12 protein-coding genes are annotated in these 14,683 nt (G+C 72.9%); 8 read left to right on the plus strand and 4 right to left on the minus strand.

The window, feature by feature from the left end; all coding sequences use genetic code 11:
- Nucleotides 1-34: 34 nt before the first annotated feature.
- The 4 genes from ACFZDE_RS24045 (at nt 35) to ACFZDE_RS24060 (ending at nt 5,689) form a co-directional block, all read left to right on the plus strand.
- Complete coding sequence (locus ACFZDE_RS24045) at nt 35-1,732, plus strand: aKG-HExxH-type peptide beta-hydroxylase (protein WP_391202811.1); 1,698 nt, start codon at nt 35-37, stop codon at nt 1,730-1,732.
- A gap of 100 nt (nt 1,733-1,832) precedes the next feature.
- Complete coding sequence (locus tag ACFZDE_RS24050) at nt 1,833-3,056, plus strand: arginine deiminase (RefSeq protein ID WP_391202814.1); 1,224 nt, start codon at nt 1,833-1,835, stop codon at nt 3,054-3,056.
- A 60-nt stretch (nt 3,057-3,116) separates the two neighbouring features.
- Nucleotides 3,117-4,124 (plus strand): ornithine carbamoyltransferase, encoded by a 1,008-nt coding sequence (gene argF / locus ACFZDE_RS24055; RefSeq protein ID WP_391202817.1) that lies wholly within the window; start codon nt 3,117-3,119, stop codon nt 4,122-4,124.
- Nucleotides 4,125-4,252: 128 nt separating this feature from the next.
- Nucleotides 4,253-5,689 carry an amino acid permease gene (locus tag ACFZDE_RS24060; RefSeq protein ID WP_391202820.1) on the plus strand — a complete coding sequence of 479 codons (1,437 nt, stop codon included), beginning with the start codon at nt 4,253-4,255 and terminating at the stop codon, nt 5,687-5,689.
- On the opposite strand, the gene ACFZDE_RS24065 is transcribed toward ACFZDE_RS24060, so the two are convergent.
- Nucleotides 5,646-6,113: an ATP-binding protein gene (locus ACFZDE_RS24065; RefSeq protein WP_390994335.1), complete on the minus strand. Its 468-nt coding sequence runs from the start codon at nt 6,111-6,113 to the stop codon at nt 5,646-5,648. The two genes, ACFZDE_RS24060 and ACFZDE_RS24065, sit on opposite strands and share 44 nt — an antisense overlap.
- A 308-nt stretch (nt 6,114-6,421) precedes the next feature.
- Between ACFZDE_RS24065 and ACFZDE_RS24070 the strand changes: the two genes are divergently transcribed.
- From ACFZDE_RS24070 to ACFZDE_RS24085, 4 genes are all read left to right on the plus strand, one after another.
- Nucleotides 6,422-7,249: an enoyl-CoA hydratase family protein gene (locus tag ACFZDE_RS24070; RefSeq protein ID WP_391202823.1), complete on the plus strand. Its 828-nt coding sequence runs from the start codon at nt 6,422-6,424 to the stop codon at nt 7,247-7,249.
- Nucleotides 7,234-9,558, plus strand: coding sequence for a bifunctional salicylyl-CoA 5-hydroxylase/oxidoreductase (locus ACFZDE_RS24075; protein WP_391202826.1), 2,325 nt, complete (start codon nt 7,234-7,236; stop codon nt 9,556-9,558). The genes ACFZDE_RS24070 and ACFZDE_RS24075 overlap by 16 nt, the downstream gene beginning before the upstream one ends.
- A 10-nt stretch (nt 9,559-9,568) precedes the next feature.
- Nucleotides 9,569-10,519, plus strand: coding sequence for an RNA polymerase sigma factor SigJ (gene sigJ, locus ACFZDE_RS24080; protein WP_391202829.1), 951 nt, complete (start codon nt 9,569-9,571; stop codon nt 10,517-10,519).
- Between the two features lie 115 nt (nt 10,520-10,634).
- The gene (locus tag ACFZDE_RS24085; RefSeq protein ID WP_391202832.1) at nt 10,635-11,855 is read left to right on the plus strand and encodes an FAD-dependent oxidoreductase; all 1,221 of its coding nucleotides are present in this window, start codon (nt 10,635-10,637) and stop codon (nt 11,853-11,855) included.
- Nucleotides 11,856-11,876: 21 nt separating this feature from the next.
- Here ACFZDE_RS24085 and ACFZDE_RS24090 read toward each other — a convergent pair whose 3' ends face one another.
- From ACFZDE_RS24090 to modA, 3 genes are read right to left on the minus strand one after another with little or no spacing between them, the layout of a single operon-like run.
- Entirely contained in the window at nt 11,877-12,950 is a 1,074-nt protein-coding gene (locus ACFZDE_RS24090) for an ATP-binding cassette domain-containing protein (protein WP_391202835.1), read from the minus strand.
- Entirely contained in the window at nt 12,947-13,816 is an 870-nt protein-coding gene (gene modB, locus ACFZDE_RS24095; RefSeq protein ID WP_391202839.1) for a molybdate ABC transporter permease subunit, read from the minus strand. Before modB ends, ACFZDE_RS24090 begins: the two co-directional genes overlap by 4 nt.
- Entirely contained in the window at nt 13,813-14,628 is an 816-nt protein-coding gene (modA, locus tag ACFZDE_RS24100) for a molybdate ABC transporter substrate-binding protein (protein WP_391202842.1), read from the minus strand. The genes modB and modA overlap by 4 nt, the downstream gene beginning before the upstream one ends.
- Between the last annotated feature and the right edge of the window lie 55 nt (nt 14,629-14,683).

Genomic DNA, 14,683 nt, shown 5'->3' on the forward strand with positions numbered 1-14,683 from the left:
TGCATGTCCGCCAACCGACCGGAGGCCCGCGACGATGACCAGAGAGCAGCACCTCGCTCCCTTCCGCATGCCGGACCGGCTCTTCGCGGAGCTGGCCGCCGGAGGCGGCTCGGCAGCGGCCGTCGCCTTTCTCGAACGGGCAGAACGGGCCCGGCGGTTGCTGCTGCTGCGCACCCTCCTCGGTCACCTCGATGCCCTGCCCACCCCCCTCACCCCGGCCGCCGAGGCCTGGCGGGTGCTCAAGGAGGCGGCGGAGACGTCGCCCGAGCCGGTCGAGCGGCTGCTGCTGGCCCCACCGACCGGCGGCTGGCTCTCCCACATGCTGCGCAGGGTCCACGGCACCGCCGCCGGGCCGCCGCTGTGGGCGGAGGCGGGCCACTTCAGCGCGCTCGCCCTCTCGGCGTCCCTGCACGCGGGCCTGGAGACGGCCTTCGACGTCCCCCTCACCGACGGGCGGTTGCCGCTGCCCGGTCTCGGCATGGTGCGCCTACCCGGGGCGCGCGAGGGACTGACGGTCGGCCGGGCCACGACGGCCGCGGGAGTGCTGACGGTCACCGGGCCGGGCCGCACGACCGGCTCGGTGCGGGTGACCTGCCGTCCGCTGGGCGATGACGACGGCACCGGCGGGGGCGCCTGGCTCGCGCTGCGGACCCTCACCCACGAGGGCCCCGACGGCACCGCCCCGGTCGCCGTGGCGCTAGAGGACCTCGACCCCTATCGCGATCTCGACAACCATCTGCCTCCCGCCCGCCTCGACGAGGACGAGGCGCGGGAGTGGCAGCGGCTGTTCGGCGAGGCCGCGCGGATCCTGACCCGCCCGGGCACGCCCGGCCCGGGGCGGGTGCACCCGGCGATGATCCGGGCGATCGTGCCCTTCGGGCGGACCGGGGTCAGCCCGCCCCCGTTGCCCTTCGTGCAGGTGTCGGCCTCCAGCGGGGACTCCTTCGGCGGCATGCTCATCGTCCGCCCGGCCTCCGCGCTCGCCCTCGCCGAGACGCTGGTGCACGAGCTCCAGCACAGCAAACTGGCCGCCCTGCTGCACCTGTTCCCGCTGCTGGACGACGACCGCGCCGAGCGCTACTACGCCCCCTGGCGCACCGACCCCCGCCACCTCACCGGCCTGCTGCACGGCGCCTACGCCTTCACCGGTGTCGCGGGGTTCTGGCGGGACCGGCTGACCGACGCGCGCGGCGCCGACGCGGTGGAGCGCGCCGGCTACTTCTTCGCCCTGCGCCGGCTGCAGAGCCGCCTGGCCGTGCGCACCCTGCTGACCAGCGGCCGGCTGACCGTCGAGGGCCGCGCCCTGGTGTCGGGGCTGGCCCGCACCCTGGACGGCTGGCTGCGGGAGGACGTCCCACCGGCCGCGCTGGCCCGCGCCCGCACCGCCGCCGCCCTGCACCGCACCGAGTGGCGGCTGCGCAACGTCGTGCCCGCCCCGGCCGCCGGCCCCTCCGACCTCCGCTTCCGGCGCGACCGAACCGTCTGGCCGGACGTGCGCACCCACGCCTTCGCCACCCGCCCCGCCGTCCCGCGCACCGCCGACGAGCACCTCGCCGCCGGGGACGCGGCCGCCGCGCTGATGCGGTACGCCGACGTCCTGGCCGACGCCCCGGCGGAACCGCGGGCCCTCGCGGGCTGGGTCGTGGCCCGGACGATCCTCGAACCGGGCCGGGCCGCCCGCCGGATGCTCGCCCGGCCGGAGGAACTGCTGGAGCCCTCCCCCCGGGTGTGAGCCGGTCCCGCCCCGCTTGTCGTCGGCGCGACGAGAACTGGCCGCCATGGAAACGGCCGAGGAGCGCGTCAATACGCCCTCCGGTGGTCAGGATGGAGGCATGGCATACCACGTCCACTCCGAGGCCGGGCGGCTGCGCCGCGTCATCCTGCACCGGCCCGATCTCGAGCTCAAAAGGCTCACCCCCAGCAACAAGACCTCGCTGCTCTTCGACGACGTGCTGTGGGTGCGCAGGGCCCGCGCCGAGCACGACGGATTCGCCGACGTACTGCGCGACCGCGGTGTCGACGTCCACCTCTTCGGTGATCTGCTGGCCGAGACGCTGGAGGTCCCGGAGGCCAGATCGCTCGTCCTGGAGCGGGTCTTCGACGAGAAGGAGTACGGCCCGCTGGCCACCGACCCGCTCAGAGCGGCCTTCGAGAACATGCCCGCTCCGGAGCTGGCCGAGGTCCTGATCGGCGGCATGACCAAACGCGAGTTCCTCGACGTGCACCCGGAGCCGACCTCCGTGCGCTTCCACGTCATGGAGCTGGACGACTTCCTGCTGGGCCCGCTGCCCAACCACCTCTTCACCCGCGACACCTCCGCCTGGATCTACGACGGCGTCTCCATCAACGCGATGCGCTGGCCCGCCCGGCAGCGCGAGACCGTGCACTTCGAGGCGATCTACCGGCACCATCCGCTGTTCCGCGACGAGACCTTCCACGAGTGGTCGAAGGGGCAGAGAGACTACCCGTCCACCATCGAGGGCGGGGACGTGCTGGTCATCGGGAACGGGGCGGTGCTCATCGGCATGAGCGAGCGCACCACCCCGCAGGCCGTGGAGATGCTCGCGCACAAGCTGTTCGCCGCCGGGTCCGCCGAGACGATCGTGGCCCTGGACATGCCCAAGCGGCGTGCCTTCATGCACCTCGACACCGTGATGACGATGGTCGACGGCGACACCTTCACCCAGTACGCGGGCCTGGGCATGCTCCGCTCGTACACCATCGAGCCCGGCGTCGGCGAGAAGGAGCTGAAGGTCACCGATCATCCGCCGGAGCACATGCACCGCGCGATCGCCGCCGCCCTCGGCCTGAACGAGATCCGCGTCCTGACCGCAACCCAGGACGTGCACGCCGCCGAACGCGAGCAGTGGGACGACGGCTGCAACGTCCTGGCCGTCGAACCCGGCGTCGTGGTCGCCTACGAACGGAACGCCACCACCAACACCCACCTGCGCAAACAAGGCATCGAGGTGATAGAGATCCCGGGCAGCGAACTGGGCCGCGGAAGGGGCGGCCCGCGGTGCATGAGCTGCCCCGTCGAACGCGACCCCGTATAGGCATGCTGAAGCTCGTATAGTATTCCAGCGTTCCCGTCCCCGTATCCCTGGAGTGCCCTCATGGCGACTGTCCCGACCGCCCTCGCCGGCCGCCATCTGCTCAAGGAGCTGGACTTCACCGCGGAGGAGTTCCTCGGTCTGGTCGAGCTGGCCGCCGATCTGAAGGCCGCCAAGCAGGGCGGGATCGAGCCCCGGTACCTCCAGGGCCGGAACATCGCGCTGATCTTCGAGAAGACCTCCACCCGCACCCGCTGCGCGTTCGAGGTCGCGGCCGTCAACCAGGGCGCCTCGACCACGTACCTCGACCCCTCCGGCTCCCAGATAGGGCACAAGGAGTCGGTCAAGGACACCGCGCGGGTGCTGGGCCGGATGTACGACGCGATCGAGTACCGGGGCGACAGCCAGCAGAAGGTGGAGGAGCTGGCGGCGCACGCCGGGGTGCCGGTCTACAACGGGCTCACCGACGAGTGGCACCCCACCCAGATGCTCGCCGACGTGCTGACCATGACCGAGCACTGCGCCAAGCCGCTGACCGAGGTCGCCTTCGCCTACCTCGGCGACGCCCGCTTCAACATGGGCAACTCCTACCTGGTCACCGGGGCCCTGCTCGGCATGGACGTACGGATCGTCGCGCCGAAGGCGTACTGGCCCGCCGAGGAGATCGTCGACCGGGCCCGCGCGCTCGCCGCGGCCAGCGGCGCCCGCATCACGCTCACCGAGACCGTGGACGAGGGCGTGCGCGGCGCCGACTTCGTCGCCACCGACGTCTGGGTCTCGATGGGCGAGCCCAAGGAGGTCTGGGCCGAGCGCATCACCGCCCTCGCCCCCTACGCGGTGACCATGGACGTCCTGCGCGCCACGGGCAACCCGGACGTGAAGTTCCTGCACTGCCTGCCCGCCTTCCACGACCTCGGCACCAAGGTCGGCCAGGAGATCCACGCGGCCTACGGCCTGGACTACCTGGAGGTCTCCGACGAGGTCTTCGAGTCGGAGCACTCGGTGGTCTTCGACGAGGCGGAGAACCGGATGCACACCATCAAGGCGGTCATGGTGGCCACCCTCGCCTGAACCAGCCTGGCCCATCCGTCGCCTGATCAGGCCTTATGCTGTCCGGTGGCCCGGAACCACCCTCCTCCGCGGCCGCCGCGCGACGAACCCGTCGCACTCCCGCACCACCAGAAACGAGCACCACCCGCATGCCCGCTCCCCGTAGCAAGCCCCCCGCCCTTCTCGTGGCGGAGTCGGGCGCCGACCGTGAGGGCCACGGCCTCAAGCGCACGATGGGTCTCTTCCAGCTGGTCTGCTTCGGCGTCGGCGCGATCGTCGGCACCGGCATCTTCGTCGGACTGTCCGACTCGGTCGCCCAGGCCGGCCCCGGAGTCGTCGTCTCCTTCCTCCTCGCCGCGATCACCTGCGTCTTCACCGCGTTCGCCTTCGCGGAGCTGGGCGGCGCGATCCCGGTCTCCGGCTCCTCGTACTCCTTCGCCTACGCCGGCCTCGGCGAGGGCACGGCCTTCGTCGTCGGCTGGTGCCTGCTGCTGGAGTACGGCGTGTCGGTGTCCGCGGTGGCGGTCGGCTGGAGCCAGTACGTCAACGAGCTCCTCGACAGCGTCGTCGGACTGCACCTGCCCACCGCCCTGTCGGCCGGGCCCGGCGACGGCGGGGTCGTCAACCTCCCCGCGGTGATCGTCATCGCCATGGCCGCCGTCCTGCTGGTGCGCGGCGTGCGCGAGAGCGCCCGGGCCACGGCCGCGATGGCCGTGCTGAAGCTCGCCGTCCTGGTGGCCTTCGTCACGATCGGCTTCACCGCCTTCGAGGACGGCAACCTCACCCCGTTCTCCCCGACGGGCCTCGCCGGCATCGGCGCGGGCACCACCGCCGCCTTCTTCTCCTACATCGGCTTCGACGCGATCACCACCGCCGGTGAGGAGGCCAAGAACCCGCGCCGGGACATCCCCGTGGCGATCCTCGTCTGCATCGGCCTGGTCACGCTGCTCTACTGCGCGGTCGCGCTCGCCGCGATCGGCGCCATCGGCGGCGACGCGGTCGGCGGCCGCCCGGCGGCCCTGTCCTACGTGGTCAACCAGGTCACCGGCTCCACCGTCGGCGGCGGTGTGATCGCCTTCGGCGCGGTCGTCGCCATCGCCTCGGTCGTGCTCGCCGTGATGTACGGCCAGACGCGGATCCTGATGTCGATGTCCCGGGACGGGCTGATCCCGCGCGTCTTCGAGAAGGTGTCGCCGAAGACCTCCACGCCGGTCACCGGCACGCTGATCGTGGCGGGCGTCTTCGCGCTCCCCGCGGCCTTCGCCCCGCTGGACGCCGTGGTCAACCTGTGCACCATCGGCACGCTCGCCACCATGGCCGTCGTCAACATCGCGGTCATCGCCCTGCGCCGCCGCGAGCCGGACCTCGCCCGCACCTTCCGGGTGCCGCTCTACCCCGTCACCCCGCTGCTCGGCGTCGGCTTCTGCCTCTACCTGATGTACGAGACGGGCGTGACGACCTGGCTCCAGTTCGCGGTGTTCCTGCTGGCCGGGATCGCCCTGTACCTGCTCTACGGACGCCGCAACTCCCGGCTCGCCGCGCTCACGCCGTCGAACGACGCTGAGCGGGAACCACAGGCAGTCTGAACCAGACCGCCTTGCCGGACTCGGTCGGGCGGTGCCCGCAGGAGGAGCTCAGGGCGCGGATCAGCAGCAGCCCGCGCCCGTGCTCCTGCCAGGGGTCGGGCGGCCCGCCGGACGGGCGGGTGAGGTCGCCGGGCGGGGACGGGTCGGCGTCGTGCACCTCCACCTGACATCCCGACGGCATCAGCTCCACGACCAGCTCTATCGGCGTCTCGCCCGTGGTGTGCTCCACGGCGTTCGCCACCAGCTCCGCCGTCAGCAGCTCGGCGGTGTCGCAGTCCGCCCCGTGCGCCAGCTCGGCCAGCGCCGTACGGACCAGGGCGCGGGCCACGGGGACCGCCGCAGCGGTGTGCGGCAGCGCGATGCGCCAGGAGGCGGGAGCTGAGGAGAGTTCGTACACGGCGGGTCCGTTCATGGAGCAGGACATCCTGCTTTCAACCAGATGAATGGTACGGCGCCGCTCTTCCGAGGCGTCCGAGGGGCACCGTCGGAGGCGCCCTTGCCCCCTTGCCGGACGGCTTACCCAGGTGAACGCGCCGCCGCGCACAACTGCTCCCGCCGTTACGCCGGTGTGGACGATCTGTGACGGATGTGACCGGCCCGGGTCGAGCCGGGCCCATATCCGAGTCCTACCCGGACGGCCTATCGCGCACTCATGACGACAGTCACGGATGAGTGATAGCTTCGAGGGGTAGAGCTCTGTGAGGCAGTGCCCGCCCGAGGAGGCCGCACGTCATGAGTCCCTTCACCGGCTCCGCCGCCCGCACCCCAGGCTGGGAGCATCTGCGCGTCGACATCGCCGACGGCGTCGCCACCGTCACCCTGGCCCGCCCCGAGAAGCTCAACGCGCTCACCTTCGGCGCCTACGCCGACCTGCGCGACCTGCTCGCGGAGCTGTCCCGGGAGCGGTCGGTACGGGCCATGGTGCTGGCCGGGGAAGGCCGCGGCTTCTGCTCCGGCGGCGACGTCGACGAGATCATCGGCGCCACCCTCGCCATGGACACCGCCCAGCTCCTGGACTTCAACCGGATGACCGGCCAGGTGGTCCGCGCGATCCGCGAGTGCCCGTTCCCCGTGATCGCAGCGCTGCACGGAGTGGCCGCGGGCGCCGGGGCCGTCCTCGCCCTGGCGGCGGACTTCCGTGTCGCCGACCCCACCGCCCGGTTCGCCTTCCTCTTCACCCGCGTCGGCCTCTCCGGCGGCGACATGGGCGCGGCCTATCTGCTGCCCCGGGTCGTCGGCCTGGGCCACGCGACCCGCCTGCTGATGCTGGGCGACCCGGTCCGGGCCATCGAGGCGGAGCGCATCGGCCTGATCAGCGAACTGACGGAGGAGGGCGCCGCCGACGAGGCCGCACACCAGCTGGCCCGGCGCCTGGCCGAGGGCCCGGCCCTGGCCTACGCCCAGACCAAGGCCCTGCTCACCTCCGAACTGGACATGCCCCTGGCGGCCTCGGTGGAACTCGACGCCTCGACCCAGGCGCTGCTGATGAACGGCGAGGACTACGCCGAGTTCCACGCCGCCTTCACGGAGAAGCGCCCTCCCAAATGGAGCGGACGGTGACCGCGATCCCCTCCGGGCCGGGCAGCCCCCTACGCGTCGCGATCATCGGCGGCGGCCCCGGCGGCCTCTACGCCGCCGCCCTCCTCAAACGCCTCGACCCCGCCCGCGAGGTCACCGTCTGGGAACGCAACGCCCCCGACGACACCTTCGGCTTCGGCGTGGTCCTCTCCGACGAGACCCTCGGCGGCATCGAACACGCCGACCCGCAGGTCTACGCGGCCCTCCAGCGGCACTTCACCCGCTGGGACGACATAGACATCGTCCACCGCACCCACCGCCACACCTCCGGCGGACACGGATTCGCGGCCCTGGGCCGCAAGCGGCTGCTGGAGATCCTCCACACCCGCTGCCGCGAACTCGGCGTCGACCTGCGCTTTCGCACCGAGGCCCCGCACGACCTCCCGCACACCCACGACCTGGTCATCGCCGCGGACGGCATCCACAGCGCCACCCGCGAGCGTCACGCCGACGTCTTCCGCCCCCGGGTGACGGCCCACCGCTGCCGCTACATCTGGCTCGCCGCCGACTTCCCCTTCGACTCCTTCCGTTTCGAGATCGCCGAGACCGAGCACGGCGTGATGCAGCTCCACGGCTACCCCTACGCCCCCGACGCCTCGACCGTGATCATCGAGATGCGTGAAGAGGTCTGGCACGCGGCCGGCTTCGACGAACTCGGTGCGGCGGAGTCGATCGAGCGCTGCGGCAAGATCTTCGCGGAGGCCCTGCGCGGCCGCCCCCTGAAGTCGAACAACTCCACCTGGACGACGTTCCGCACGGTCGTCAACGACCGCTGGTCGCACGGCAACGTCGTGCTCCTCGGGGACGCCGCCCACACCGCCCACTTCTCCATCGGCTCCGGCACCAAGCTCGCCGTCGAGGACGCGCTGGCCCTCGCCGCCTGCCTTCAGGAGTACGAGTCGCTGCCCGAGGCCCTGAGCGCCTACGAGGAGGAGCGGCGCCCCGTCGTCGCCTCCACCCAGCGCGCGGCCCGGGCCAGCCTGGAGTGGTTCGAGAACATCGCCCTGTACCTGGACCAGCCGCCCCGCCAGTTCGCCTTCAACCTGCTCACCCGCAGCCGCCGCGTCACGCACGACAACCTGCGGCTGCGCGACGCCCGCTTCACGCGGACCGTCGAGCGCGAGTTCGGCTGCCCGCCCGGCACACCCCCCATGTTCACGCCGTTCCGGCTGCGCGGCCTGACCCTGCGCAACCGCGTCGTCGTCTCGCCCATGGACATGTACTCGGCCGTCGACGGCGTCCCCGGCGACTTCCACCTCGTCCACCTGGGCGCACGGGCGCTGGGCGGGGCCGGGCTGGTGATGACGGAGATGGTGTGCGTCAGCGAGCAGGGCCGGATCACCCCCGGCTGCGCCGGCCTCTACACCGGCCGGCAGGCCGAGGCGTGGAAGCGGATCACCAATTTCGTACATGCTCAGGCCCCCGGCACCGCCATCGGCGTGCAGCTCGGCCACAGCGGCCGCAAGGGTTCCACGAAACTGATGTGGGAGGGCATGGACGAGCCGCTGGAGGAGGGCAACTGGCCGCTGGTCGCCCCCTCGGCGCTGCCGTACAAGGAGTTCAGCCAGACGCCGCGTGAGCTGTCCCGCGCTCAGCTCACCGACATCCGGGAGCAGTTCGCGGCGTCCGCGGTGCGCGCCGCCCGGGCCGGTTTCGACCTGCTCGAACTGCACTGCGCGCACGGCTACCTGCTCTCCGGGTTCCTCTCCCCGCTGACCAACCGGCGCACCGACGCCTACGGCGGCTCCCTGGAGAAGCGGCTGCGCTTCCCGCTGGAGGTCTTCGACGCCGTACGGAACGTATGGCCGGGGGAGCGGCCGATGACCGTCCGGGTCTCCGCCACCGACTGGGCCGAGGGCGGCACCAGCGCCGAGGACGCCGTCGAGATCGCCCGGGCCTTCGCCGCGCACGGCGCCGACGCGATCGACGTCTCCACGGGCCAGGTCGTGGCCGACGAGCGGCCGGAGTTCGGGCGGTCGTACCAGACGCCGTTCGCGGACCGGATCCGCCACACCACCGGCGTCCCGGTGATCGCCGTCGGCGCGATCTCCTCCTGGGACGACGTCAACTCCCTGATCCTCGCGGGCCGCACCGACCTCTGCGCCCTGGCCCGCCCCCACCTCTACGACCCCCACTGGACCCTGCACGCGGCGGCCGAGCAGGGCTACACGGGCCCGGGCGCGCCCTGGCCGGCCCCGTACCGCGCGGGCAGCCGCCGCCCCCAGACGGGCAGGCTGGACGCCCCCAAACCGCGCCTGGAGCTCGGCGGCGGAGACGCCCGGGGGCGTTAGGATCCGTGGCATGCCCCTGACGCTGGACGACGTGGACCGGTTCGAAGCCAACCGACCGCGCCTGGAGGCCGTGGCCTACCGGATGCTCGGGTCGGCGAGCGAGGCCGAGGACGCCGTGCAGGAGACGTTCCTGCGCTGGCAGGGCGCCGACACCGACCGCATCGAGGTCCCCGAGGCCTGGCTGACGAAGGTGCTCACCAACCTGTGCCTCAACCAGCTCACCTCCGCCCGCGCCCGCCGTGAGACCTACGTCGGGCAGTGGCTGCCCGAGCCGCTGCTCGCCGGGGACCCGATGCTCGGGCCCGCCGACACCGCCGAACAGCGCGAGTCGGTCTCGTACGCGGTGCTCGTCCTGCTGGAGCGGCTCTCCCCGAACGAGCGGGCGGTGTACGTCCTGCGGGAGGCCTTCGACTATCCGCACCGGGAGATCGCCGAGATCCTCGACATCACCGAGGCCTCCAGCCAGCAGATCCTCCACCGCGCCAAGAAGCGCGTCGCCGACGGCAGGGCCCGCGCCCGCACCGAGATCGACGAGGCCGCCGCGCAGCGGATCATCGACGAGTTCCTCGCGGCCGCCTCCAGCGGCCGGACCGAGCCGCTCGTGCAGCTGCTCACTGGGGACGCCGTCGCGGTCGGCGACGGCGGCGGGAAGGTCCCGGCCCGCGCCAAGGCGTTCGAGGGTGCCCTCGCGGTCGCCACGTTCATGCGGGGCCTGTTCAAGCCCAGCGCGGCCAAGCGCGCCCTGGTCGGCGGCTCGCCGCAGGTCTACGCCTGGACCGCCAACGGCGAGCCCGCCCTCGTGGTGGTCGTCGAGGACCGGGTCATCGGCGTCATGTGCCTGGAGATCGCCGACGACGGCATCCTGGCCTTCCGCAGCCAGGTCAACCCCGACAAGCTCGAACGCGCCACCCGGCTGTGGGCCGCCGAGGACCACGGGGAGCCCCTGCTCACGGTCTTCTGACCCACCCCACCGTGGTGTGACGCGCATCACATCGCACTCCTGTCAGGAAACGGCGGGCCGCCCGGTTCAAGAGGCGTAACCCGCTGAAGACAGCCGTCATGACAGGAGCCACGCCATGCAGCACCGCATCGTCGTCCTCGGAGCCGGCTACACCGGAGCGACCGCCGCCGGCCGCATCGCCAAGCGACTGCACCGCGAGGACATCGACATCACCCTCGTCAACGCCCAGCCCGACTTCGTCGAGCGCGTCCGGATGCACCAGCTCGCCGTCGGCCAGGACCTCGCGCCCCGGCCCTTCGCCGAGATGTTCGAGGGCACCGGCGTCGCACTCAAGCAGGGGAAGGTCACCGCCGTCGACGTGGACCGCAGGACGGTCACCGTCGCCGCCCTCGTCGACGACGCGGCGGGGGAGCCGGCCACCGAGGAACTCCCGTACGACACCCTCGTCTACGCCCTCGGCAGCGGCTGGAACGACCAGGGCGTGCCCGGCACCGCCGAGTACGCCCATGAGATCGCGAGCCGCCCCGGGGCGCTCCGGCTGCGCGAGCGCCTGGCCGGTCTCGCCGCCGGGGAGTCCGTGGTCGTGGTCGGCGGTGGCCTCACCGGGGTGGAGGCGGCGACCGAGATCGCCGAGGCCCGCCCGGACCTCGACGTCGCCCTCGCCGCCCGCGGCGGGCTCGGCGACTGGCTGTCGGAGAAGGGCGCCGGGCATCTGCACACGGTCGTCGACCGGCTCGGCATCACCGTCCACGAGCACACCGCCGTCACCGCCGTCGAGGCCGCCCGCGTCACCACCGCCGACGGCGCCACCATCCCGGCCGCGGTCACCGTGTGGACCGCGGGCTTCGCCGTCCACCCGATCGCCCGGGCCACCACCCTGGAGGTCTCCGGCACCGGCCAGATCGTGGTCGACCGGACCATGCGCTCGGTCTCCCACCCGGACGTGTACGCCGTCGGCGACGCCGCCCTGGCGATGGGCCCCGGGGACAAGCCGCTGCGGATGTCGTGCGCCTCGGGCGTGCCCACCGCCTGGCAGGCCGCCGACGCCATCGCGGCCCGGCTGACCGGCACGAAGATCCCGACCGTGCCGGTGCGCTACTTCAACCAGTGCATCTCGCTGGGCCGCAAGGACGGCCTGATCCAGTACGTCACCGCCGACGACCGCGCGAAGTCCGCGGCCTTGACCGGCCGGCTCGCCGCGTTCTACAAGGAGATCATCTGCAAGGGCGCGGCCTGGGGCGTCGCCCACCCGACGCTGCTGCCGGTGCGCCGCCGCCGCGTCGTGCGGGAGAGCGCCGTCGTCCCGGAGGCCGTGCCGGTCAGGGCGGCGGCCTGAACCGTGGGGACGCCGGCCGTCTCAGACCGGGTAGGCGTGGGTCTGCGCCGCCTTCACCGTCGCCCAGACCTCCGCGCCCGGGTGGAGCCCGAGTTCCGCTGCGGCGACCGTGGTGAGGTCGGCGGCGAGGGGCACGTCGCCGGTGAGGTCGGCCCGGATCTGGTCGCCGTGGGTCTCCAGGCCCGCCACCTCGCAACGCCACAGGTTGCGGGCGCTGGAGCCGGTGGGCCGCTCCTGGTGCAGGGTGACCGCGCTCGGCGGGAACGCCACGAACACCGGGCCGGACAGCACCTCCGTGGTCGTCAGGTCCGGGCCGTCCGCGAGCCGCACGGTGTGGCCGTCGGACTCGCCCCGGTAGAGGTTCAGGCCGACCAGCCGCGCGATGTAGTCCGTACGGGGACGGCGGGCGATGTCGGCCGGGGTGCCCTCCTGGACCACCCGGCCGTGCTCCACGACCACCAGCCGGTCGGCCAGCACCATGGCGTCGAGCGGATCGTGGGTGACGAGCACGGCGACCGCCTCGAAGTCGGCCAGATGGCGCCGGAGCCGGGCTCGCACCTCCAGCCGGGTACGGGCGTCCAGGGCGGCCAGCGGCTCGTCCAGGAGCAGCAGCCGGGGGTGGGTCGCCAGGGCGCGGGCGAGGGCGACGCGCTGGGCCTGACCGCCGGAGAGCCCGCGCGGCTTGGCGCCGGAGTGCGCGGCGAGGCCCAGGCGCTCCAGCCACTGGGCGGCCCGGGCCCTTGCCTCCGCCTTGGTCGCGCCCTGGCAGCGGGGGCCGAAGGCGACGTTGTCGAGGGCCGTGAGGTGCGGGAAGAGCAGATAGTCCTGGAAGACCACACCGACCGGACGGGCCTCCGGCGGCGTCCGCTCCAGTTCCGCGCCGTCCAGCCGCAGATGGCCGCCGGAGAGCGGGGCCAGACCGGCCAGGGCCCGCAGTGCGGTCGTCTTGCCGGCGCCGTTCGGCCCGAGCAGGGCGACGACCTCGCCGGGCGCGACGGTCAGCGCCACGTCGAGACGGAAAGCCCCGCGCTCCACGAGGAGACGGGCGTCGAGGCCCCCGGCGGAGGGATCGGTGGCGGTGTGGGCGTCGGTCATCCGGCTCGCATCCATCGGTCGCGCAACCCCGCCAGCACCGCGATCGACACCGCCAGCAGCACCAGGCTGAGGGCGATCGCGGCCTCCGGGTCGCTCTGCAGGGCCAGGTAGACGGCCAGGGGCATGGTCTGGGTCCGGCCGGGGAAGTTGCCGGCGAAGGTGATCGTCGCGCCGAACTCGCCGAGCGCCCGTGCCCAGGCGAGGACCGCGCCCGCCGCGATGCCCGGGGCGATCAGCGGCAGCGTCACCCGGCGGAACGCGGTGAAGCGGGACGCGCCCAGGGTGGCGGCCGCCTCCTCGTAGCGCGGATCGGCGGCCCTGAGGGTGCCCTCGACGCTGATCACGAGGAAGGGCATCGCCACGAACGCCTCCGCGAGCACCACCCCGGCGGTGGTGAAGGGCAGCGTGATCCCGAACCACTCGTCGAGCCATCGCCCGACGATGCCGTTGCGGCCGAGCGCCATCAGCAGCGCCACACCGCCGACCACCGGGGGCAGGACGAGGGGCAGGGTGACCAGGGCGCGCACGAGACCGCGGCCGGGGAAGTCGACACGGGCCAGCAGCCAGGCCAGCGGCACCCCGACGACCAGGCTCACGCCGGTGGCGAGGGTCGCGCAGATCAGCGAGAGCCTGAGCGCCTGCCATACGTCCGGGCTGGTCAGCTGCGCGGGCAGGCTGTGCCAGGGGGTCCGCGCGACCAGCGCGATCAGCGGCACGATCAGGAAGGCCAGGCCGATCAGCGCGGGGATCAGCAGCGGCAGCGGGACGCCCGTGCGCAGGTGCTTGAGCCGCGGACCGCCCGATGACCGCGGACCGCGCCTGAGGGTGCCGTCGGTGGCGGGAGGCTTGGCGGTCGGGAGGGTCATGGCTTGAGGAACCCGGCCCCGCTCAGCACCTTCTGGCCCTCGGCGGAGCGCACCAGCGCGATGAACGCCTGGCCGGCCTCGGCGTTCGGCGCGTCCTTCAGCAGGGCGATCGGGTAGTCGTTGACGGCGTCGGCGGACTCGGGGAACTCCACGCCCCGCACCTTGTCACCCGCCGCGCGCACATCGGTCCGGTAGACGACGGCGGCGTCGGCCTCCTTCAGCTCGACCTTGGTGAGCGCGGCCTTCACGTCCTGTTCGTAGGAGACGGGCGTGAGCTTCAGTCCGCTCGCGGCCAGGGCCTTCTGCGCGGCGGCGCCGCACGGCACCTCCTGGTCGCAGAGCACGACCTTGCGCCCCGCCCGGGTGAGGTCCGCAAGGGAGGAGATCTTCCCGGGGTCGCCGGGCAGGGTGGCGATCTCCAGCTCGTTGCGGACGAAGGTGGCGGGGGTGCCCGAGGCGTCCCCGGCGTCCGTGACGATCTTCATCGTCTTCGGGCTGGCCGAGGCGAAGACGTCCGCCGGGGCGCCGCCGGTGATGCTCGCGGCCAGCGCGTCGCTGCCGCCGAAGCTGAAGGTGACCTTCGTGCCGGGGTGCTCCTTCTCGAAGCGCTCGCCCAGCGTCGTGAAGCTCTCCTTCAGCGAGGCCGCGGCGAACACGGTCACCTCGCCGGAGAGCCCGCCCGGCCCGGAGGAGCCCTGCTGCGCCGAGGAGTCCGAGCCGGACCCGCAGGCGCTCAGGGCCAGCAGCGCCACGGCTCCTCCCGCGGCCACCTGGAGCGGGCGGCGGGTCCGTCGGGCGATACGGGTCGTCACGGATCTACTCCCTCGGCTGGGCATGCGCCGATGATAATGCCGCAGATGCGAGGGG

This window comes from Streptomyces sp. NPDC007929 (assembly GCF_042959065.1).
Lineage (GTDB): Bacteria > Actinomycetota > Actinomycetes > Streptomycetales > Streptomycetaceae > Streptomyces.

Excerpts from the sequence above, each read along its gene's own strand:
- ACFZDE_RS24045 (WP_391202811.1), top strand. The coding sequence starts at position 35 with ATGACCAGAGAGCAGCACCTCGCTCCCTTCCGCATGCCGGACCGGCTC.
- ACFZDE_RS24050 (WP_391202814.1), top strand. The coding sequence starts at position 1,833 with ATGGCATACCACGTCCACTCCGAGGCCGGGCGGCTGCGCCGCGTCATC.
- argF (WP_391202817.1), top strand. The coding sequence starts at position 3,117 with ATGGCGACTGTCCCGACCGCCCTCGCCGGCCGCCATCTGCTCAAGGAG.
- ACFZDE_RS24060 (WP_391202820.1), top strand. The coding sequence starts at position 4,253 with ATGCCCGCTCCCCGTAGCAAGCCCCCCGCCCTTCTCGTGGCGGAGTCG.
- ACFZDE_RS24065 (WP_390994335.1), bottom strand. The coding sequence starts at position 6,113 with ATGTCCTGCTCCATGAACGGACCCGCCGTGTACGAACTCTCCTCAGCT.
- ACFZDE_RS24070 (WP_391202823.1), top strand. The coding sequence starts at position 6,422 with ATGAGTCCCTTCACCGGCTCCGCCGCCCGCACCCCAGGCTGGGAGCAT.
- ACFZDE_RS24075 (WP_391202826.1), top strand. The coding sequence starts at position 7,234 with ATGGAGCGGACGGTGACCGCGATCCCCTCCGGGCCGGGCAGCCCCCTA.
- sigJ (WP_391202829.1), top strand. The coding sequence starts at position 9,569 with ATGCCCCTGACGCTGGACGACGTGGACCGGTTCGAAGCCAACCGACCG.
- ACFZDE_RS24085 (WP_391202832.1), top strand. The coding sequence starts at position 10,635 with ATGCAGCACCGCATCGTCGTCCTCGGAGCCGGCTACACCGGAGCGACC.
- ACFZDE_RS24090 (WP_391202835.1), bottom strand. The coding sequence starts at position 12,950 with ATGACCGACGCCCACACCGCCACCGATCCCTCCGCCGGGGGCCTCGAC.
- modB (WP_391202839.1), bottom strand. The coding sequence starts at position 13,816 with ATGACCCTCCCGACCGCCAAGCCTCCCGCCACCGACGGCACCCTCAGG.